Genomic DNA, 20,753 nt, shown 5'->3' with positions numbered 1-20,753 from the left:
ATGGCCACGACTGCCGCGCCCTTCCCGCCGGCCGACGAGCTCCGCCCCAACGTCGCTTCGGCGGATGTGCACTTTCCGGCGATCAAGACCTACGAACAGGTGGATCGCGAGATCGTCGCCACCCTGCGTCCCACGCTCGGGTGGTTCGCCATGCTCGCCGTGGCGATCCTCTGCCTCCTGATCGGGGCGGGGACGTGGATCTACCAGATCTACACGGGCCTGGGCGCCGCCGGGTACCACCCGCCGGTGATGTGGGGCGTCTACATCGTCAGCTTCGTGTTCTGGGTCGGTATCGGCCACGCTGGCACGCTGATCTCCGCCATCCTCTATCTGTTCCGGGCCGGATTCCGCACCAGCATCTATCGCGTGTCCGAGGCGATGACGGTGTTCGCGGTGATGACGGCCGGCCTGTTCCCGATCCTGCACCTCGGGCGGCCGTGGAAGTTCTTCTATCTGATTCCGTATCCGAACTGGCGCATGATCTGGCCCAACCCCAAAAGCCCGTTGGTGTGGGACGTCTTCGCCATCCTGACCTACCTCACGGTGTCGGCCACCTTCCTCTATGTCGGACTCATTCCCGACTTCGCCGTCATCCGGGATCGCGAGAAGAACCCCATCCGCCAGCGCCTCTTCGCCGTGCTCGCCATGGGATGGCGCAACTCCGATCGGGAGTGGCGCCACTTCGCGCGGGCGTACCTGTTCCTGGCCGCGTTCGCCACGCCGCTCGTGCTCTCCGTGCACTCCGTCGTGTCGTTCGACTTCGCCATGGCCAACACGCCGGGCTGGCACGCCACGATCTTCCCCCCGTACTTCGTGGCCGGCGCCATCTTCTCCGGCATCGGGATGGTGTTCACGATCGTCATCCCGCTGCGCAAGTTCTTCAAGCTCCAGCACTACATCACGCTCAACGACCTCGACGCCGCGGCCAAGCTGTGCCTGTTCACGTCGCTGGTGGTCGGGCTCGCCTACCTCACCGAGTTCCAGATGGGGTGGCTCGGCGGCAACAGCGTGGAGCAGGAGTTCTGGTACAATCGCGTGTTCGGCCAGTGGGCGTGGGCGGCGTGGATCATGCTGATCTGCAACACCGTGCTCCCGCTGTCGCTCTTCTCCCAGAAGCTGCGCCGCAACACGACCTGGCTGTTCATCCTGTCGCTGTTCATCAACCTCGGCATGTGGTTCGAGCGGTTCGTGATCGTCGTGCCCTCGCTGTCCCATGAGTTCGAGCCCTGGCAGTGGGGCAGCTACGCGCCCACGTGGGTGGACTACGCCATCCTGCTCGGGAGCTTCGGCTGGTTCTTCATGTGGTTCCTGCTGTTCATCAAGCAGATGCCCACGATCGCGATCTCGGAATTCAAGGAACTCATCCCGGCGCGCATGAAGCACGAGACCGCGGACGGAGGAGCCCACTGATGCAAGGCGTCATCGGGGCCTTTCACGAATTGGATTCCGCCGTGCATGCGGTGGAAGACCTGAAGAAGGAGCGGTTCGGCGAGATCACGGTGTACACGCCCACGCCGCGCCACGAGTTCGACGAGCTGCTGGCCCGGCCGGAGAGCCACGTGCGCCGGTGGACCCTCATCGGCGGCCTGCTCGGCTGCTCGTTCGGCTACTGGATCTGGGTCTGGGTGTCCCGCTACTGGCCCCTCGTGGTCGGCGGAAAAGCCATCGTGGCCTGGGTGCCGTACACGATCTACGGCTTCGAGGTCATGGTGCTCGTCGGCTCGCTGGCCACGGTGTTCGGCATGTTCGCCAATGCGCGCGTGCCGCGGCTCACCACCACCGTGGGCTACGACCCGCGGTTCAGCGGTGGGCACTTCGGCGTGTGGGTCGAGACCACCCCGGCCCGCGCCGACGCGGCCGCCGACCTGCTCCGCCGGCACGGCGCGACGGAGGTGCGGCATGAGCGCTAGTCTCCCGCGCCAGGCGATGCGCATCGCCGCGTTCGGGTATGCCGCCCTGATGCTCTCGGGGTGCTCCTGGTTCACCGACATGAAGCGGCAACCGAGCATCCATCCGTGGCAGAGCGCGTCCGACACGATTCCGCCCCGCGGCAATCCGCAGAATTCAGTGTCGGTGTACGGCACGGCGGCGCCGGGCTTCATCTACAGCCGGGCCCAGCTGCCCACTACCATCGACTCGATGTCGGGCATCAAGAATCCCGTGGCGCCCGACGCCCGCTCGCTGGCCAACGGCCACAAGTACTTCGCCATCAACTGCTCGGTGTGCCATGGCTTCGCCGGCGCCGGCGACGGCATCGCCACCAAGTACGGCATGGTGCCCATGCCGCTCACGTCCGATCACGCCAAGAGCCTGTCGGATGGCTACATCTTCGGCATGATCCGCAACGGCCGCGGCATCATGCCCACGTACAACCGCATCGAAGAGCCCGATCGCTGGGACATCGTGAACTACATTCGCGCCCTGCAGGGCAAGCTGCCCGGCGTGACCGTGGCCACCGGCCCCCTCGGCAAGCCCGGTGAGACCGGCGCCACGCTGCCCGGCGTCACGCAGATGGGACCGACCCGTCCCGCGCCGTATTACATCCAGACCGGCTCGCAGGCCGGCCTGCCCCTCGACTCGGCGCAGCACGCGATCGTCCGCGTGCCGGCGCCTGCGGACACTTCGAAGAAGGGACGGCAGCCGTGAGCCTCCATCCTCCCCGCGTGCCGACGCGCGACGAAATCCTGGCGGCCACCAGCAAGCCGCTCCCCAGATCGCTCACCACGCTCTCGCTCGCGCTCGCCGCCGTCGGCGCGCTCGTGTTCGCGGCCGGCCTGTTCCTGGCCCCCGAGCGCGTGTGGCACGCCTGGCAGTTCAACTGGCTGTTCTTTGCCGGGCTCACGTCCGCCGGCGCGACGATCGTCGCCGTCCAGCGCATCACCACGGCGCGCTGGTCGCGTCCCGTGGTGCGCATGGCGGAAGGCTACGTGGCCTTCCTGCCCGTGGCATTCGTATTCCTGCTCGTCAGCCTGTTCGTGGGCAAGGGGTACATCTTCCCGTGGGCGCACCAGGCGTATCCGAACCCCGAGCGGGCCACCTATTTCAACCCGCTCTTCCTGACCGTGCGGGACATCGTGATCTACGGTCTCCTCACGATCCTCTCGATCTGGTTCGTGTATCGCTCGGTGCGACTGGACGTGGCGCAGATTCCCGAGGCGGGCGCCCCGTGGGCCGCCGGCATCCGCGCCCGGATGCGGCGCGGGTTCGGCGACGAGCGCCGCGAGATCCACCGCACGCACTCCCTGCACGGCAAGCTCGCCGTGGCGATGGTGCTGCTCTACGGCTACGGCTGGTCGGTGCTGGCCTGGGACCTCTCCATGGGCCTGAGCCTCCACTTCGTGAGCACGCTCTACAGCTGGTGGTTCTTCATGGGCGCCTGGCTCTCGGCGTTCATGGTGCTCACCCTTCTCGTGCACGCCTGGCGGAAATACCTGAACGCCGAGGACCTGATCACCGACAAGCAGATCCACGACCTCGGCAAGCTCTGCTTCGCGTTCACCGCGTTCTGGGGCTACCTGACGTTCGGCCAGTATCTCGTGATCTGGTACGGGAACATGGGCGACGAGACGTTCTTCATGCGCCTCCGGCTGATCCACCCGTGGATGGTGATCACCGTCGCGTCGGTCTGTCTCGCGTTCGTGTTGCCGTTCTTCGGGTTGATCTCCAAGGCCGCCAAGATGTACCGGCCCACGCACCTCTTCTTCGCGGTGTCCAGCCTCGTGGGCCTCTGGCTCATGCGCTACATCGAGGTCTATCCCTCGGCGTACGGCGTGACCGCCTCGGCGCCGTTCGGCGTCTGGGAACTCGGCGTCGCGGCGCTGTACCTCGGCCTCTGGGGCCTGTGCTACATCAAGTTCATGGACGCCTTCCCGCGCATGCGCCTCACCGCCATGACCTCGCCCTATCGCGACGAGATCCAGGTGCCGGTGGATCCCGAGACGATGGAGCCGCTGCCGGCGCATGAGTAGCCTGGTAGGACGGTAGGACGGAGTTCGCAGTTCGAGGGGCCCGGCTGCCGCCGGGCCCCTCCTGTTTCCCGCGGCACCGCCGCGTCGTTGCAACGGTACCGAGCCGCTTATATTTGATGTTCAACTCGGGGCGTTAGCTCAGTTGGGAGAGCACCGCCTTTGCAAGGCGGGGGTCAAGGGTTCGAGCCCCTTACGCTCCATGGCCGTCCGGCCGGACCACGCGAGGACCGCGCGCCGATTCCGCCCGCGGTCCTCGCGTTCGTTTGCCGGCCCCGTCCGTCCCCTCGTCCTTCATCCCACCGCCCATGTCCAACACCATCGCTCCAGTCCCGACCGCCGGCCAGACCGCCCCCGATTTCACGCTCGCCTCCACCTCCGGACAACCCGTCACCCTCTCGGCGCTCCGCGGCGGCAACGTGCTGCTGGCCTTCTTCCCGCTGGCCTTCACCAGCGTCTGCACCTCCGAGTTGTGCGACATGCGCGACGACTACGATCAGTTCGCCTCCCGGGACGTGGTCATCCTCCCGATCAGCGTCGACTCCGTGAACAGCCTCCAGGAGTTCAAGCTGAAACACGCCATGAAGGCCGATCTCCTCAGTGATTTCAAGCGCGACGTATCGCGCGCCTATGGCACTCTGATCGAGGATCGCTTCTACTCCAACCGCGCGTACTTCCTCATCGATCGGAGCGGCATCGTCCGCTGGGCTCACGTCGAAGCCAAGCCGGGCGATCGGCGCCAGAATTCGGAAATCTTCGCCGAAATCGCCAAGCTCAAGTAGCGCCGCGTGTATCTGGATTACCGCCGCGGGGGATCGGTCATCTTGTCCGTTCCCCCGCGGCGCCGTAGCTTGCGAATCCTATCCCGCCGGAGTTCGCCCCTGCCTCGCCTCTCTCGCTCCTCCAGTGCTCGACCGCCGGCGCGCCCCAGGACGGCCACGCCCGCGCGTGGGTCGGGCGATGCGCTTCATCGCGTCGCGCAGGCGTTCGCCCGCGGCGAGGATCTGGACCGGGCCATTCCGGCCGCGCTGCGTGCGGTCCGGCGCGAGGTCGGGGCCCGCGGCTGCAGCATCTGGGTGGATCGTCCGGCCGGTCCCCGCCAGACGTGGGCGGTCGGCGACGATGGGCTCACCATCGAGCTCGCGGCCCGCGCCCTCCGCGAGCGGCGGCGCTCCGCGACCGCGCCGTTCATCGTGCCGCTCCGGGCGGGCGAACGCCGCGGCGGCATCCTGGTCGTCCGCCTGGCGAACGCCGTCACGGCCGCGCAGCGGAAGTTCCTGAACGACGTGGGCAGCGTGCTCGCGCCGATGCTCGCCCAGGCCGAGCGCGCCAATCGCCTCGAGGAAACGGTGGCCGCCGGCACGCGCGAGATCGACGAGCAGCGCGCCTTCTTCGAGCGCATCGTCGATACGCTGCCCGTGGGGCTCTACGTCATCGACCGCGACTTCCGCGTGCGCGCCTGGAACAGCAAGCGTGAGACGGGCCTGCAGGGCGTGGCCCGGGCCGAAGTCCTCGGCCACACGATCTTCGACGTGCTCCACCGCCAGCCGGCCGACGTGCTCCGCCACGAGTTCCAGCAGCTCTTCGATACGGGGGAGATCCAGCAGTTCCAGACCGAATCGAACGCCACCGGCGAGCCGCGCATCTACCGCCTCACCAAGATCCCCATGCGCACCGGCGGCGGCGAGATCACCCACGCGATCACGATCGGCGAGGACATCACCGACTGGAAACAGGCCGAGGCGCGCATCGCGCAGGCCGAGAAGCTCGCGGCGCTCGGCACGCTGGCCGCGGGCGTGATGCACGAGATCAACAATCCCCTGGCCACGATCGCCGCCGCGTCGGAATCGCTGGACATGCGGGTGCGGGAGGGCGCGCTGGGCGGCGACGCCCTGGTCCCCGAGCTCTACGCCGTGCTCGGCCTCATCGCGCACGAGGTGAATCGGTGCAGCACGATCGTCGGCGGCGTGCTCGATTTCAGCCGGCCCAAGCCGGCCCAGCGCGAACGCGTGGCGGTGAACGAGATCGTCGAGCGCACGCTGTTCCTGCTCGGCCACCATGCGCGGTTCAAGCAGCTCGAGGTGGCCGTCGCCCTGCAACCCGACCTCCCCCCGGTGATCGGGAACGACGAGCAGCTCATCCAGGTGGTGATGGCGCTCCTCCTCAACGCCATGGACGCGATGCGCGACCGCGGCACGATCCAGGTGCGCACCAGCCGCGAGGCGGGGGCGGTGCTGATCGACGTGGAGGACCGGGGCGAGGGCATCCGGCGCGCGGATCTGCCCCGGATCTTCGAGCCGTTCTTCACCACCAAGCCCGTGGGGCGGGGGACCGGTCTGGGGCTGTCGGTGTGCTATTCCATCGTGTCCGATCACGGTGGCCGCATCGAGGTGAGCAGCACCTTCGGCCACGGCTCCGTGTTCAGGATCGTGCTTCCCGAGGAGGCCGGGCGATGAGCAACGACAACGGCATTCGCATCCTGATCGCCGAGGACGAGCAGAAGCTCGCCGAGATCCTGGCCTCGTACCTCGCCGGGCGCGGGCACTCGGTGCGCGTCACGTCCGACGGGCGCCAGGCGCTCGAAGCCATGCGCGCCGAGTCGTTCGACGTCGCCCTGCTCGACATCGTCATGCCCGAGCTCGACGGCCTCGAGGTCATGCGCCAGATCCGCGAGGACCCCGCGCCGCCCGAGGTCATCATCATCACCGGCAACGGCACCATCGACAACGCGATCACGGCCATGAAGCTCGGCGCCTACGACTACATGACCAAGCCGTACCGGATGGCCGAGATCGACGTGCTGGTGCAGCGGGCGTGGGAGAAGCGGCAGCTCGCCCGCGAGAACCAGTTCCTGCACCAGCGCCTCTCGCGGATCGACGGCGCGCCCGTGGTCGAGACGCGCTACGCGCCCATGCAGGCGGTGCTCGATGTGATCGAGAAGGCGGCCCCCAGCGACGCCCCGGTGCTCATCACCGGCGAGTCGGGCACGGGCAAGGATCTCGTGGCGCGGGCCATCCACCACCTCTCGGAGCGATCGGGCTCGTTCGTGGACCTCAACTGCGCCATGCTGTCCGACCAGAATCTCGAGACGGAGCTGTTCGGCTACGAGCGCGGCGCGTTCGCCGGCGCCGCCGAGCGCAAGATCGGCTTCCTCGAGATGGCCACCAACGGCACGCTCTACCTGGACGAGGTGAGCGAACTCGAATCGCGCATGCAGGGGCGGTTGCTCCGCGCCCTCGAACACGGCAGCTACTTCCGGTTGGGCGGCATGCAGCGCGTGGAGATCCACACCCGCCTCATCACGGCCACCAACAGCGACCTCGATACGCTGGTGGGCGAGGGCAAGTTCCGCGGCGATCTGCTGTACCGCATCAACACCGTGACGATCGCGCTGCCGCCGCTCCGCGAGCGGGTGGTGGACATTCCCCTGCTCGCCGAGCACTTCCTGCAGCGGTTCCGCGGCCAGGGAGCCCCCACGCTCGCCCCCGACGCCGTGGAGATGCTTCAGGCCTACGAATGGCCCGGCAACATCCGCGAGCTGCGCAACGTCATCGAGCGCGCCCTGCTCCTGCACCGCGGGCCGGTGCTCTCGGCGGCCGACCTGCCCATCACCCAGGTGAAGCTGGCCGCGGGCCTGCCCGGCAGCCGCGTGTCGCTCAGCGATCTCGAGCGGCGGCACATCGAATCGGTGCTCGCCCACACCGGCTGGCACCAGGGGCACGCGGCCGACGTCCTCGGCATCTCGCCCAAGACCCTGTATCGCAAGATTCGCGAGTACGGCCTCAAGCGGCCCCGGCGGCCCTGACCCATGCGCATCCTGGTGATCGAGGATGACCCCACGGTGGGGCAGCATGTGAAGCGCGGACTCGAGGAGCAGCGGTGGGCCGTGGATCTCGTGCCCGACGGCGAGGAAGGGGAACGTCGCGCCAGCTCCGAAGCCTACGATCTGATCATCCTCGACATGCGGCTGCCCGGCAAGAGCGGCCTCGAAGTGCTCCGGTCGCTGCGCGACTCCGGCTTCGGCCGGCCGGTGCTCGTGCTCACGGCGCAGGACGCCGTGGATGCCAAGGTCACGACGCTGCGCGCCGGCGCCGACGACTACGTGACCAAGCCGTTCGCGTTCGAGGAATTGCTCGCCCGCGTCGAAGCGTTGCTGCGCCGCCCGCGCGCCATCGCGTCGCCCATCCTCAGCGTGGCCGATCTGCAGCTCGACCTCGGCACCCGCGAAGTGCGCCGCGGCGCGCGGCTCATCGAGCTCACGCCCAAGGAATTCACCGTGCTCGAGTACCTCATCCGGCACCAGGGCCGCGTGATGAGCCGCACGCTCATCACCGAGTATGCGTGGGGCTATCACTTCGATCCCGGCACCAACATCGTCGACGTCGTCATCAACCACCTGCGCAAGAAGATCGACGCCGGGCGGCAGAAGCGGCTGATCACGACCGTGCGCGGCGTCGGCTACATGATCAAGGCCTGACGCGGCCCCCGCCGCTCCCGCGCCATGAACAGCACCCGCACCCGGCTCACCACGGCCTACGCCGGCCTCCTGTTCGCGACGATGATCGCCTTCGGCGCCGCGCTGTACGCCGCGCGCCGGGCGTCGGCCATCGACGAGCTGTCGGCGCGGGCCCGCGACCAGGCGCAGACGGTGCTCCACATCATCGTCGCCGCCCAGACCGGCGGCCAGCAGCTCACCACCATCCTGAGCCGCCCGATCACCGGGCCGGTGATCCAGCCCATGCCGGCGATGAACGAGCTGCTGGCGCACGTGCCCGGGTACTTCATCGTGCTCGATCCGCAGGACCGGATCCTGTACTCGTCCACCACGCTCCGGCTGTTCGCCCAGGTCGATCAGGACACTGTCTACAACGTGGGGCGGGCGCTCCTCGCCGGCGGTGCCGGCGCGGTGGTGCCGCTGCCCATGGACACGCTGTTCCACGCGCGGCTGCTCGTGGTGTCGATGAGCGATACCGCCACCGGGCTCAACGTGTCGCGCGTCGTGGCCGGCGTGCCCACGTCCACGGCCGACCTCGCGCCCCAGCTCCTCATCGGCACCATGCTGCTGCTGGCGCCGCTCGTGCTCATCATCTCGCTCGCCGCCGCGTACTTCCTGTCGGCCCGCGCGTTCAAGCCGGTGGAGGTGATCATCAACGAGGTCGAGGCGATCACCGACGGCCGCAGCCTCCACCGCCGGCTGCCCACCGACAGCGCCGACGACGAACTGGCCCGCCTGGCCGAAACGCTCAACCGGATGATCGCGCGCCTGCAGGCGTCGTTCGGCGCCCTGCGGCGGTTCACGGCCGACGCCAGCCACGAGCTCAAGACGCCGCTCACCGTGCTGCGGGCCGACATCGAGCGCGCCATGCACCCGGGCACGCCGCAGGCCGACCGCCTCGTCGCCCTCGAGGAGGCGATGCAGGAGATCACCCGCATGGCCGACCTCGTGGACAGCCTACTCACGCTCGCTCGCGCCGACGAGGGCCGCTTCGATCTGCACCGCGGGCCCATCCACCTCGAGCCCATCGTGCGCGATGTCACCGAGACGGCCACCATCCTCGGCGAGGGCGCCGGGCTCACCGTGTCGCTGCCGCTCGTGGAGGATGCCATGGTGTTGGGCGACGCCGCGCGCCTGCGCCAGCTGTTCCTGAACCTCGTCACCAACGCCATCAAGTACACGCCGCGGGGCGGCAAGGTGGAGATGACGTTGAGCCACCGGAACAACAACGCCGTGGCGTTCGCCGTCCGCGACTCCGGGCTGGGGATCTCGGCGGCCGATCTCCCCTATGTGTTCGAGCGGTTCTGGCGGGCCGACCGCGTGCGCTCGCGGGCGTCGGAGCGGGGCGGGTTCGGGCTCGGGCTGGCCATCGCGCAGTGGATCGTCCAGGCGCACGGCGGCACGCTCACCGTGCAGTCGCGCCTCGGGCGCGGGAGCGTGTTCACGGTGCTGCTGCCGATGCTCGCCGACGAGGGCGCCGACGCGCCGCCGGGCGAGGCGCAAGAGGCGTGACGCCGTTGCCATGACTTTCTAATAGTCGCTTCATCGTATCTTAATCTGCGCGGTATTCCGATCATCCGCGGTGATCGTAGCTTACTCCCTGCGTTCCCCGTGTGTTGTCCTCCCCTCAGGCAGGATCATCGAGGATATGTTCAACAACCTCATCGAGTCGAAGGCCAAGAGGCAGAAGACGGCTGGCGGCATGTTCATGAGCCTGGTGGTGCACACCGTGCTCATCTCGGCCGCGGTCTACGGTACGCTGCAGGCCGGGCAGAAGTTCGACAAGCCCAAGGCCGAGAAGGTCGATTTCGTCAAGGTCGAGAAGAAGGAGGCGCCGCCGCCGGAGAAGAAGGCGCCGCCGCCGCCCGATGTGGTCGCAGCCCCACCGCCGCCCAAGGGCTTCCAGGTGCTCACCGCACCGATCAAGATTCCCGACGTGCTGCCGAAGATCGACCTCTCCAAGAGCGTCACCAACGAGAACGACTTCACCGGCAAGGGTGTGGCGGGCGGTATCGCCAAGGGTGTCGTCGGTGGCACCGCGCCGCCGAACGAGAGCAACACGTTCTTCGCCTTCCAGGTGGAGAAGCAGGTCGACATGGCGCCCGGCAACGCACCGCCGCACTATCCCGACATGCTCCGGTCGGCCAACATCGAGGGCGAAGTGATCGCCTCGTTCGTGGTCGACACCAACGGCCGGGCCGACATGAGCACGTTCAAGGTCATCAAGACCACCCATGAACTGTTCTCGCAGGCCGTCAAGAATGCGTTGCAGAATTATCGGTTCTACCCGGCGGAGATCGGTGGCCGCAAGGTGAAACAGCTCGTGCAGCAGCCGTTCCAGTTCAGCCTCAGCGGTCGGTAGTCCCTCGACGGCCACGCTCGCGGCGGTCGTTCAACCTCGCATCCCTCATTCGGAGTTCAACGTCTTATGGATGTCTCACTGCTTGGTCTCTGGCACCAGATGGGCAATTTCGCCAAGGGCATCGTCTTCGTCCTGGCCGCCATGTCCATCTACTCGCTGACCGTCATGGTTTCGAAGTGGTGGAACCTGCGCAAGGCGCAGAAGGAAACCATCAAGTTCGCCCCCGAGTTCTCGCAGTTCCTCGAAGAGGACAATCTCACCGAAGCGATCAACCTCGCCGAGAGCTACAAGCGGTCGCACGTCGCGCTCGTGCTCGGCGGCGCGCTGGGTGAGGTCAAGCCGCTCATCCAGGACGGCTCCGTGACCGTGGCCGACATCAACTCGGCCGAACGCGCGGTGGAGCGCAACATGCTCCTCGAGATCACCAACCTCAAGCGCGGCCTCGCCGTGCTCGCCACCGTGGGCGCCACGGCGCCGTTCGTCGGACTGCTCGGCACCACGATGGGTATCGTGAACGCGTTCACGGGCATGGCCGTGTCCGGGTCCGGCGGCCTGGCCGCCATCGGCGGCGGTATCGCCGAAGCCCTGATCACCACGGCGTTCGGTCTGCTTGTCGCCATCCCGGCCGTGTGGGCGTACACCTACTTCACGACCAAGATCGACAACCTGACCGCCGAGATGACGTACGTGTCGAAGGAAATGATCGACTACCTGATCAAGGGCGTGTCGGGCGAATTCGGCCGCTCGCGGTTCACGCGTGAGTTCAATGCGTCGACCAGCGCCGGCGCTCCGATCAAGCAGTAGGCCCGTCCCTTCGACCTAGGAGTCTGGCGTATGGCCATGTCAGCGGGTGGTGGGGGCAGCGTGCAGAGCACGCCCAATGTGACGCCGATGATCGACGTCATGCTGGTGCTGCTGATCATCTTCATGGTGGTCACTCCCGCGCTGCTCGCGGGATTCAACGCGACGCCCCCCGTAGCCCAGAACATCAAGGACCACCCGGAAGACTCGAATACCGATCAGGTGCTCGGCATCGACGTCGACGGCAACTACTACTTCAACAAGCGGCCCATCCAGTACGCGGACATCGCGAGCACCCTCAAGGCGATCTACACGCAGCCCGATCGCGACGACTACATCCTGTACCTCAAGGCGGACAAGAACCTGCCGTACGAGAAGGTGCTCGATGCCATGGACATCGCGGCCAAGAACGGCGTCCGCGTGGTGGCGATGATCGGCGATCAGAAGCCGGGCACCGTCTCCACGGTGCCGGGGGACATGAAGGAACCCACGGGAGGGAAGCCCTAATGGCCATGTCAGCAGGTGGCGGCTCGGCGGGTCTCAGCAACGAGATCAACGTGACGCCCATGATCGACGTGCTGCTCGTGCTGTTGATCATCTTCATGGCGGCGCTGCCGTCCATGCGGAAGGCCATCGATCTCCAGCTTCCCGATCCCAATCCGAGCGTCGCCCCGGCCAACGCGAAGTCGGATCAGATCGTGCTCGAAGTGGGCCCCAACGGCTGCTACGCGATCAACACCAAGATCGTCACGCACGACCAGCTGGCCCAGGAACTGCGCGATATCTACGATCCGCGCCCGGACAAGATCATCTTCATCAAGGGCGATCCCAAGGTGAAGGTCCAGGACGTCATCGACGCCATGGATATCTCCCGCGGCGCCGGCGTCAAGGTCATCGGCGTGCCGCCCAAGGACACGCCGGGCTCCGCCGGCGGATCGTGTAAGAGCTGATCCCGCCCATATCGCGGGGATACGACGGACGAACCCTTCGGGGCTCGTCCGTCGTATTACTTTCGGGGGTGGCCCCCGCCGCGCCCCGCCTACGCTTCACTTCCGGACGTCCGTGCATCCCGACCCCACTCTGCCCGCCAGCCGGCCAGCCTACCGCCCCCCGCTGGGTATCCCCAAGGGGCGCGAGAACCGCCGCTTCGGCGCCATCGTGTCGGTGCTCGTGCATGTCCTCATCCTCCTGCTCCTCATCGCGCCGTTCGTGGCCCACGGCCCGATCGTCGAGATCCTGCAGGGCGCCGGGGGTAAGGGGCCCGCTGGTGGTGGAGGGGGCGGACGCGGCGGCACGGGCGGTCAGACGCGCGCCGAAACCGAGCATCTCGATTTCGTCAGCATGGCTCCGGCGCCAAAACCCAAAGCGCCGGCAGTCCAGCCACCCAAGCCCAAGCCCGTTGCCGTGCCACCGCCGCCCGTGGTCAAGAAGCCGCCGCCCACGGCCGAGCTGATCACCGCGGTGCCCACGACCGCGGCCCCGGCCGCCAAACCCCTCGAGGTGGCATCCACGATCGGCACGGGGGGCGGCAGCGGGCGCGATGGCAGTGCCGGCAACGGGCCGGGCCGGGGCGGGGGCGTGGGGTCGGGCGTCGGCACGGGACGGGGATCGGGCACCGGGCCCGGCACCGGCGGCGGGACGCAGGCCAACTATCCGCCGCAGCCGATCGAGGTCTTTCTCCCGCCGTACCCCATTCCGGGCAACGTGAAGGGCTTTCACCTGGTCGCCGAGTTCGACGTCGATTCCACGGGCCGCGTGCTGAGCATGGACTTCACCCCCACCCCCAACGGGGGCTATAACCGGCGGCTGGGCGACGTATTCCGGTCGTTCAAGTTTCGGCCCGGCACGATGCCGGACGGCACGCCGCTGCGCATGAAGGCGCAGATCGTCGTCGATCTGTACTGACCCACGAGGCCGCCCCCGTCGCGCGCGGTGGCCCGTCGTCGGCACGCCACGAAATTCTTCGCGGACTTCCCCTGGCCCCGGGGCTGCGCCTCGCGCTATTATTGCGCGGCTTCCTGCCCCCCGGCGCGCCCCGCCCGCCGGATGATTCCCACGCGCACTACTTGGGAGTTGCATGTCGAACGTGACCGCCAAATCCGACGCGTCATCGACTCAGGCACCATCCGGATTCGTCAAGGCCATCACGCTCACCGATGCGACGATGCTCGTGGCCGGCGCCATGATCGGATCCGGCATCTTCATCGTCTCGGCCGACATGGGGCGGTCGGTGGGATCGCCCGGCTGGCTGCTCGTGGCCTGGCTGCTGACCGGGGTGATGACCCTCTTCGGCGCCCTCAGCTACGGCGAGCTGGCCGCGATGTTCCCCCGAGCCGGCGGCCAGTACATCTTCCTCAGAGAGTCCATGAGCCCGCTCGTGGGCTTTTTGTACGGATGGACCCTGTTCGCCGTGATCCAGACGGGGACGATCGCCGCCGTGGGCGTGGCGTTCGGCAAGTTCCTGGGCGTGCTCGCGCCCGGCGTCTCCCCCGATCGCTACGCCTGGTTCCCCCACGTCGACGTGTGCACGGCGTGGCTCGGCTGCACCGATCCGTCGAGCGCCATCCAGTTCGGGCTCTCCGCGCAGCGCGTGGTGGCCCTGCTCGCCATCGCCCTGCTCACCTGGATCAACCTGCGCGGCGTGCGCGAAGGCAAGTTCGTCCAGACGTCGCTCACGATCATCAAGACCGGCGCGCTCTTCCTGCTCATGGGCCTGGGCCTCACGGTGGGGCGCAATGCGCAGGCGATCGCGGCCAACTTCGGCAGCGGCCACTTCTGGGGCCACGTGGACATCACCGGCGCGTGGGTCGTGGCCTTCGGCGCGGCGTTCGTGGGCTCGCTGTTCTCCAGCGATGCCTGGAACAACGTCACGTTCGCGGCGGCGGAGGTGAAGAATCCGCAGCGCAACCTGCCGCTCGCGTTGATGCTCGGCACCGGGCTGGTCACGGTGTTGTATTTCCTCACCAACGTGGCGTACCTGAACGTCCTGCCGTTCGCCGGCGACCCGCACGGCGCCACGGTCATGGCCCGCGGCATCACGGCGGCCACGCAGGACCGCGTGGCCACGGCGGCCATGGAACAGATGTTCGGCGCGTCGGGAAGCACGATGATGGCGATCGGGATTCTGATCTCGACGTTCGGCTGCATGAACGGCCTCATTCTGGCCGGCGCCCGCGTGTACTACGCGATGGCCCGGGACGGACTGTTCTTCAAGGCCGCGGGCACGCTGAGCGGCCGCGGGGTGCCCGCCGTGGGGCTCGTGCTGCAGTCGGTCTGGACGGCACTGCTCTGCCTCAGCGGCACCTACGGGCAACTGCTCAACTATGTGATCTTCGCCAATCTCGTGTTCTACGTGCTCACCACGGCCGGGCTGTTCATCCTGCGGGCCCGGCGACCCGACGCCGAACGGCCGTACCGGGTGGTGGGCTACCCGTTCGTCCCGGCCCTGTACCTCGCGATGGCGGCGGGGGTTATGATTCTTATTCTGATGTCGCCGCCTTCCAGGACCGAAGCCGTTTCGGGCCTGGTGATCGTGGCCATCGGCATTCCCGTGTACTTCCTCTGGCGCGCGGTGGAGAAACCAGCCGCTTGAACGCCGCGCGCTGCACCGGATTGCGGCGTCCGCCTCGGCGGACGGCGCCTTCCGTTCGACCGACGACCGCGTGGCGCCCCGCCGCGTCCGGCGTCTGCCCGTCACCCTGGAGAACGACAACCATGCATCGGATGGACACCGTGTTTCGCCGTGCCCTCCCCCTGCTGTTCGTGTTGCTGTTGGCCGCAGTCGCCGGTACCCTGATGGCGCCGGCCGCACACGCACAGACCGCGAGTTCCATGGGCGCGGCGCCGGCGGCAGTCGCGCCGGCGACGGCCGCCCCGCAGGAAGCGGGCGGCGAGGCGAATCTCAAGATTCCCGACCTCGCCACCGTGAGCTTCCTCGGGGTGCCGGGGCATACGCTGCTGATGTACGGGCTCATAATCTGCGCCCTCGGCTTCATGTTCGGCATCACGATCTACCGGCAGCTCAAGCGGCTCCCCGTGCACGAGTCGATGCGCGAGATCTCCGAGCTGATCTATGAAACCTGCAAGACCTACCTGTTCACGCAGGGCAAGTTCCTGATGATCCTCGAGGTCTTCATCGGCCTCGTCATGATCCTGTACTTCGGCGTGCTCCAGCACATGGAGCCGGCGCGGGTGGCGATCATTCTCGCGTTCAGCGTGCTCGGCATCGCCGGCAGCTACGGCGTGGCCTGGTTCGGCATCCGCGTGAACACGTTCGCCAATTCGCGCACGGCGTTCGCCTCGCTCAAGGGCAAGCCGTACCCCTGCTACTCCATCCCGCTCCGCGCCGGCATGAGCATCGGCATGCTGCTCATCAGCGTCGAGCTGACGATGATGCTGTTCATCCTGCTGTTCGTGCCCGGTGACTACGCCGGCCCCTGCTTCATCGGCTTCGCGATCGGTGAGTCGCTGGGCGCCTCGGCGCTCCGCATCGCCGGCGGCATCTTCACGAAGATCGCCGACATCGGATCCGACCTCATGAAGATCGTCTTCAACATCAAGGAAGACGACGCCCGCAACCCCGGCGTGATCGCCGACTGCACCGGCGACAACGCCGGCGATTCCGTGGGCCCGAGCGCCGACGGGTTCGAGACGTACGGCGTGACCGGCGTCGCGCTGATCACGTTCATCCTGCTCGCGGTCAAGGATCCGACCGTCAAGATCCAGCTGCTGGTGTGGATCTTCGTGATGCGCATCGTGATGATCCTCGCCAGCGGCTTCTCGTACCTGATCAACGAAGCGTTCGCCAAGGCCAAGTACCAGCACGCCGACGACATGGACTACGAGGCGCCGCTCACCTCGCTGGTGTGGCTCACGTCGATCATCTCGGTGGCGCTGACCTTCCTCGTCTCGTACCTCGTCATCCCGACGCTCAGCGGCAACCCCACCTTCTGGTGGAAGCTGTCGGCGGTGATCACCTGCGGCACGCTGGCCGGCGCGATCATCCCCGAGTTCGTGAAGGTGTTCACCTCGGTCAGCTCCAAGCACGTGGCCGAAGTGGTGGAATCGTCCAAGCAGGGCGGGGCGTCGCTCAACATCCTGTCCGGCCTCGTGGCCGGCAACTTCAGCGCCTTCTGGCTGGGCATCACGATGGTGGGCCTGATGGGCTCGGGCTACGTGGTGAGCCGCCACGGGTTCGACATGCTGATGCTGGCGCCGGCCGTGTTCGCCTTCGGCCTCGTCGCGTTCGGCTTCCTGGGCATGGGCCCGGTGACGATCGCCGTGGACTCGTACGGCCCCGTGACCGACAACGCGCAGTCGGTGTTCGAACTCTCGACCATCGAGCAGATCCCCAACATCGCGGCCCAACTCAAGAGCACGTACGGCTTCGACGTGAACTTCGAGCGCGCCAAGCACCTGCTCGAGGAGAACGACGGCGCCGGCAACACCTTCAAGGCCACGGCCAAGCCGGTGCTCATCGGCACGGCGGTGGTCGGGGCCACGACGATGATCTTCTCGATCATCGTGGCGCTCACCGCCGGGCTCACGCAGAACCTCGACAAACTGTCCATGCTCCACCCGCCGTTCCTGCTCGGGCTGATCACGGGCGGGGCGATCATCTACTGGTTCACGGGCGCGTCCATCCAGGCCGTGACCACCGGCGCCTACCGCGCCGTGGAGTACATCAAGGCCAACATCAATCTCGAGAGCGCCGAGAAGGCCTCGGTCAAGGACAGCAAGGCGGTGGTGGAGATCTGCACCAAGTACGCGCAGAAGGGCATGTGGAACATCTTCCTCGCCGTCTTCTTCGCCACGCTTGCCTTCGCGTTCCTCGAGCCGTACTACTTCATCGGCTACCTGATCTCGATCGCGGTGTTCGGGCTGTATCAGGCCATCTTCATGGCCAACGCCGGCGGCGCCTGGGACAACGCCAAGAAGATCGTCGAGGTCACGCTCAAGCAGAAAGGCACGGAACTGCACAACGCCACGGTGGTCGGCGACACGGTGGGCGATCCATTCAAGGACACCTCGTCGGTGGCGCTCAATCCGATCATCAAGTTCACCACGCTGTTCGGCCTCCTCGCCGTGGAACTCGCGGTGTCGATGACGGCGCAGCGCGGCGCGATGTTCACCCGGAGCCTGGCCGCGGCGTTCTTCGCCGTCGCCCTGATCTTCATCTGGCGTTCGTTCTACCGCATGCGGATCGAGGCGGAGCCGGCGTGAGCCGCCCGCGCGGGCTCGGAGGCGTTTGCTGATATGAATTCACTGTTCGCGAGGAAGTCGGTCGCCGATTTCGAGGCCGACGTCGCTCAGCACGGCGGGCTCAAACGCTCGCTCGGCAAGTGGCACCTCACCGCACTCGGCGTCGGCGCGACGATCGGCGCCGGCATCTTCGCGACCACCGGCACGGCGATCGTGGGCGATGCCGCTCGCCCCGGCGCCGGGCCGGCGATTATCTTCTCGTTCCTTCTCACCGCCGTGGCCTGTGGGTTCGCGGCGCTCTGCTACGCCGAGTTCGCGGCCATGGTTCCGGTCTCGGGCTCGGCGTACACGTACGCCTACGCGTCGATCGGCGAGTTCGTGGCCTGGATCATCGGCTGGGACCTGATCATCGAGTACGCGGTGGGCAACATCGGCGTCGCCATCGGGTGGGCCGGCTACTTCCGTGAACTCGTCGGCCACTTCGGCATCAACCTCCCGGCGTGGACGGCCACCGACTACCGATCGGCGCACGACGCCTTCAATCAACTCACGGCCGCCGGCGCCGCGGGCGTGGACCCCACCACCAGGTACCTGGCGTCGGCTTGGACGGCGGCGCCGCATATCTTCCGCATCCCGCTGATCATCAACATCCCGGCCGTGGCCGTCGTGGCGCTGATCACGGTGATCCTCGTCATCGGGATCAAGGAATCGGCCGACGCGAACAACGCGATGGTGCTCCTCAAGGTCGCCATCATCCTGTTCTTCATCGCCGTCGGCATCTTCCTCATCAAGCCGCACAACTGGACCAATCCGGCCACGGGCGGCTTCAACCCCAATGGCTTCCGGGGCATCAGCGCCGCGGCGGCCATCATTTTCTTCAGCTACATCGGCTTCGATGCGGTGTCCACGGCGGCCGAGGAAACCAGGGATCCGCCCCGGGACATGCCGTTCGGCATCATCATGAGCCTGCTCGTCTGCACCGTGCTGTACATCGCGATCTCCATCGTCATGACCGGCATGGCGCCGTGGAAGTCGCTCGGCACGGCGGAGCCCATGATCACCGCCCTGCAGTTCGCCTCGGGACCGCCGGCGCTGCTCAACGCGTCGCGGTTCATCATCTCGCTGGGCGCCGTGATCGCCATGGGCAGCGTGCTGCTCGTCTTCCAGCTCGGGCAGCCGCGCATCTTCTTCTCCATGGCGCGCGACGGCCTCCTCCCGCCCATCCTCGCCAGGCTCCACCCCAAGTACCGGACCCCCTACGTGGGGACCATTCTCACCGGCATCTTCGTCGCCACCTTCGCCGCCTTCGCCAACATCGCCGAGGTGGTGGACCTCACCAACATCGGCACGCTGTTCGCGTTCGTCCTCGTCTCGGCGGGCGTGATCTTCCTCCGGCGCCTGGAGCCCGACCGTCCCCGCCCGTTCCGCGTGCCCTGGGTCCCACTCACCCCGCTGATCTCGATCGTGGCCTGCTTCTACCTCATGTGGCAGCTGCCCACCGTGACGTGGATCCGGTTCGGCGTGTGGCTCGTGATCGGCCTCGTGCTCTACTTCACGTACGGCTACACGCATTCCACGCTGCGTCGCCGGGCCGACGCGCGGGCCCGGTCGGCGTGAGCCCCGTCCCCGCCACCGGCCCCGCGTCGGCGCCGCCCCCGCGCCGCGGGTTCCTGGGCCGGATCACGCTCTCGCAGTGGATCATCGTTGCGATGATCGTCGGCGTGTTCATCGGCTGGGCGTTCCCCGAAAGCGCCCGGGCCCAGCACGGATGGGCGGCCCCCGATCTGAAGATCTGGGCCACGATCTTCCTCCGCATGATCAAGTCGCTGATCGTCCCGCTCATCTTCGGCACTCTCGTCGTGGGCATCGCCGGCCACGGCGACGACATGAAGCGCGTGGGACGGCTGGCCGTGCGGTCGATCGTGTACTTCGAGCTCGTCACCACCATGGCGCTCGTCGTCGGGCTGGCGGCGGTGAACCTGGTCAAGCCGGGCCGCGGCGTGTCGCTCGGTGCCGCCACGCCGACCACCGGGGCGCAACTGGCCAGCACCCACGCCACGTTCAGCGGCGTGCTCGAGCACACCGTGCCCCAGAGCTTCTTCGAGGCCGCGGCGAGCAACGAAGTGCTGCAGGTCGTGTTCTTCGCCATCCTGTTCGCGGTGGCGCTCTCCCAGCTGCCCGCCGGGCGGCCCAAGGAGACGATGCTGGCGTTCTGCGAGGGGCTGTCGCAGGTGATGTTCAAGTTCACGGGTATCGTGATGAAGTTCGCGCCGATCGGCATCGGCGCCGCGATCGCCGTGACCGTGGGCACCAGCGGCCTCATGGTGCTGCAGAAGCTCGGCGTGCTCGTGCTCACGCTGTACGGGGCGCTCGTCGTGTTCGCCCTCGGCGTGCTCCTTCCCATCGCGCTGGCATTCAGGATTCCCATCCGGCGGTTCGTGCGCGCCGTGAAGGAGCCCTGGCTGATCGCCTTCACCACCGCGTCGTCCGAGGCCGCGTTGCCGCTGGCCATGGAACGCCTCGAGGAGATGGGCGTCCCCAAACGCATCGTCGCCTTCGTGCTGCCCACCGGCTACTCGTTCAACCTCGACGGCAGCACGCTCTACCTGGCGCTCGCCTCGGTGTTCGTGGCCCAGGCGGCCGGCATCGACATGCCCCTCTCCACGCAGATCGTGATGATGCTCACGCTCATGCTCACCAGCAAGGGCGTGGCCGCCGTGCCCCGCGCGGCGCTGGTCATCCTCTCCGGCGCCCTCACGCAATTCAATCTGCCGCTCGAGGGCGTGGCCGTGATCCTCGGCGTGGACGCGTTCATGGACATGGCGCGCACGTCGATCAACCTGCTGGGCAACTGCCTCGCCACGGTGGTCATGGCGCGCATCGAAGGCGAACTGCCGGCGGCCGCGCCGCTGGAGCGGGCGGCGTAGCG

General features: G+C 67.4%; 18 protein-coding genes and 1 tRNA gene. All 19 read left to right on the top strand.

Features of this window, described 5'->3' with window-relative positions; translation table 11 throughout:
* The 19 genes from nrfD (at position 1) to VNE60_14245 (ending at position 20,751) form a co-directional block, all read left to right on the top strand.
* Positions 1–1,410 (top strand): NrfD/PsrC family molybdoenzyme membrane anchor subunit, encoded by a 1,410-nt coding sequence (nrfD, locus tag VNE60_14335; GenBank protein ID HVB32699.1) that lies wholly within the window; start codon positions 1–3, stop codon positions 1,408–1,410.
* Entirely contained in the window at positions 1,410–1,910 is a 501-nt protein-coding gene (locus VNE60_14330; GenBank protein ID HVB32698.1) for a DUF3341 domain-containing protein, read from the top strand. Before nrfD ends, VNE60_14330 begins: the two co-directional genes overlap by 1 nt.
* A complete protein-coding gene (locus tag VNE60_14325) occupies positions 1,900–2,646 on the top strand; it encodes a cytochrome c (protein HVB32697.1) in 747 nt (248 codons plus the stop codon). Before VNE60_14330 ends, VNE60_14325 begins: the two co-directional genes overlap by 11 nt.
* A complete protein-coding gene (locus VNE60_14320) occupies positions 2,643–3,968 on the top strand; it encodes a hypothetical protein (GenBank protein HVB32696.1) in 1,326 nt (441 codons plus the stop codon). Before VNE60_14325 ends, VNE60_14320 begins: the two co-directional genes overlap by 4 nt.
* A 127-nt stretch (positions 3,969–4,095) precedes the next feature.
* A tRNA-Ala gene (locus VNE60_14315) sits at positions 4,096–4,168 on the top strand.
* A gap of 105 nt (positions 4,169–4,273) precedes the next feature.
* Entirely contained in the window at positions 4,274–4,747 is a 474-nt protein-coding gene (locus tag VNE60_14310; protein ID HVB32695.1) for a redoxin domain-containing protein, read from the top strand.
* Between the two features lie 294 nt (positions 4,748–5,041).
* Positions 5,042–6,421 (top strand): ATP-binding protein, encoded by a 1,380-nt coding sequence (locus VNE60_14305; protein HVB32694.1) that lies wholly within the window; start codon positions 5,042–5,044, stop codon positions 6,419–6,421.
* Entirely contained in the window at positions 6,418–7,770 is a 1,353-nt protein-coding gene (locus VNE60_14300; protein ID HVB32693.1) for a sigma-54 dependent transcriptional regulator, read from the top strand. Before VNE60_14305 ends, VNE60_14300 begins: the two co-directional genes overlap by 4 nt.
* Before the next feature lie 3 nt (positions 7,771–7,773).
* A complete protein-coding gene (locus VNE60_14295; protein HVB32692.1) occupies positions 7,774–8,442 on the top strand; it encodes a response regulator transcription factor in 669 nt (222 codons plus the stop codon).
* A 24-nt stretch (positions 8,443–8,466) separates the two neighbouring features.
* Positions 8,467–9,972 (top strand): HAMP domain-containing sensor histidine kinase, encoded by a 1,506-nt coding sequence (locus VNE60_14290; protein HVB32691.1) that lies wholly within the window; start codon positions 8,467–8,469, stop codon positions 9,970–9,972.
* A gap of 136 nt (positions 9,973–10,108) precedes the next feature.
* Positions 10,109–10,822, top strand: coding sequence for an energy transducer TonB (locus VNE60_14285; GenBank protein HVB32690.1), 714 nt, complete (start codon positions 10,109–10,111; stop codon positions 10,820–10,822).
* 66 nt (positions 10,823–10,888) lie between these two features.
* A complete protein-coding gene (locus VNE60_14280; GenBank protein HVB32689.1) occupies positions 10,889–11,626 on the top strand; it encodes a MotA/TolQ/ExbB proton channel family protein in 738 nt (245 codons plus the stop codon).
* A 30-nt stretch (positions 11,627–11,656) separates the two neighbouring features.
* Complete coding sequence (locus VNE60_14275; GenBank protein HVB32688.1) at positions 11,657–12,130, top strand: biopolymer transporter ExbD; 474 nt, start codon at positions 11,657–11,659, stop codon at positions 12,128–12,130.
* Between the two features lie 5 nt (positions 12,131–12,135).
* Entirely contained in the window at positions 12,136–12,573 is a 438-nt protein-coding gene (locus VNE60_14270) for a biopolymer transporter ExbD (GenBank protein HVB32687.1), read from the top strand.
* Positions 12,574–12,685: 112 nt separating this feature from the next.
* A complete protein-coding gene (locus tag VNE60_14265) occupies positions 12,686–13,528 on the top strand; it encodes a hypothetical protein (protein HVB32686.1) in 843 nt (280 codons plus the stop codon).
* A 172-nt stretch (positions 13,529–13,700) separates the two neighbouring features.
* Entirely contained in the window at positions 13,701–15,215 is a 1,515-nt protein-coding gene (locus VNE60_14260; protein HVB32685.1) for an amino acid permease, read from the top strand.
* Between the two features lie 122 nt (positions 15,216–15,337).
* On the top strand, positions 15,338–17,845 hold the full coding sequence (locus tag VNE60_14255) for a sodium-translocating pyrophosphatase (protein ID HVB32684.1): 2,508 nt from the start codon (positions 15,338–15,340) through the stop codon (positions 17,843–17,845).
* Between the two features lie 33 nt (positions 17,846–17,878).
* On the top strand, positions 17,879–19,441 hold the full coding sequence (locus tag VNE60_14250) for an amino acid permease (GenBank protein ID HVB32683.1): 1,563 nt from the start codon (positions 17,879–17,881) through the stop codon (positions 19,439–19,441).
* Positions 19,438–20,751: a dicarboxylate/amino acid:cation symporter gene (locus VNE60_14245; GenBank protein HVB32682.1), complete on the top strand. Its 1,314-nt coding sequence runs from the start codon at positions 19,438–19,440 to the stop codon at positions 20,749–20,751. Before VNE60_14250 ends, VNE60_14245 begins: the two co-directional genes overlap by 4 nt.
* The last annotated feature ends 2 nt before the right edge of the window (positions 20,752–20,753 follow it).

Source organism: Gemmatimonadaceae bacterium, assembly GCA_035533755.1.
GTDB lineage: Bacteria > Gemmatimonadota > Gemmatimonadetes > Gemmatimonadales > Gemmatimonadaceae > JAGWRI01.
Note: the sequence above shows the minus strand (reverse complement) of the source record. Positions and strands in the feature narration are given on the sequence as shown.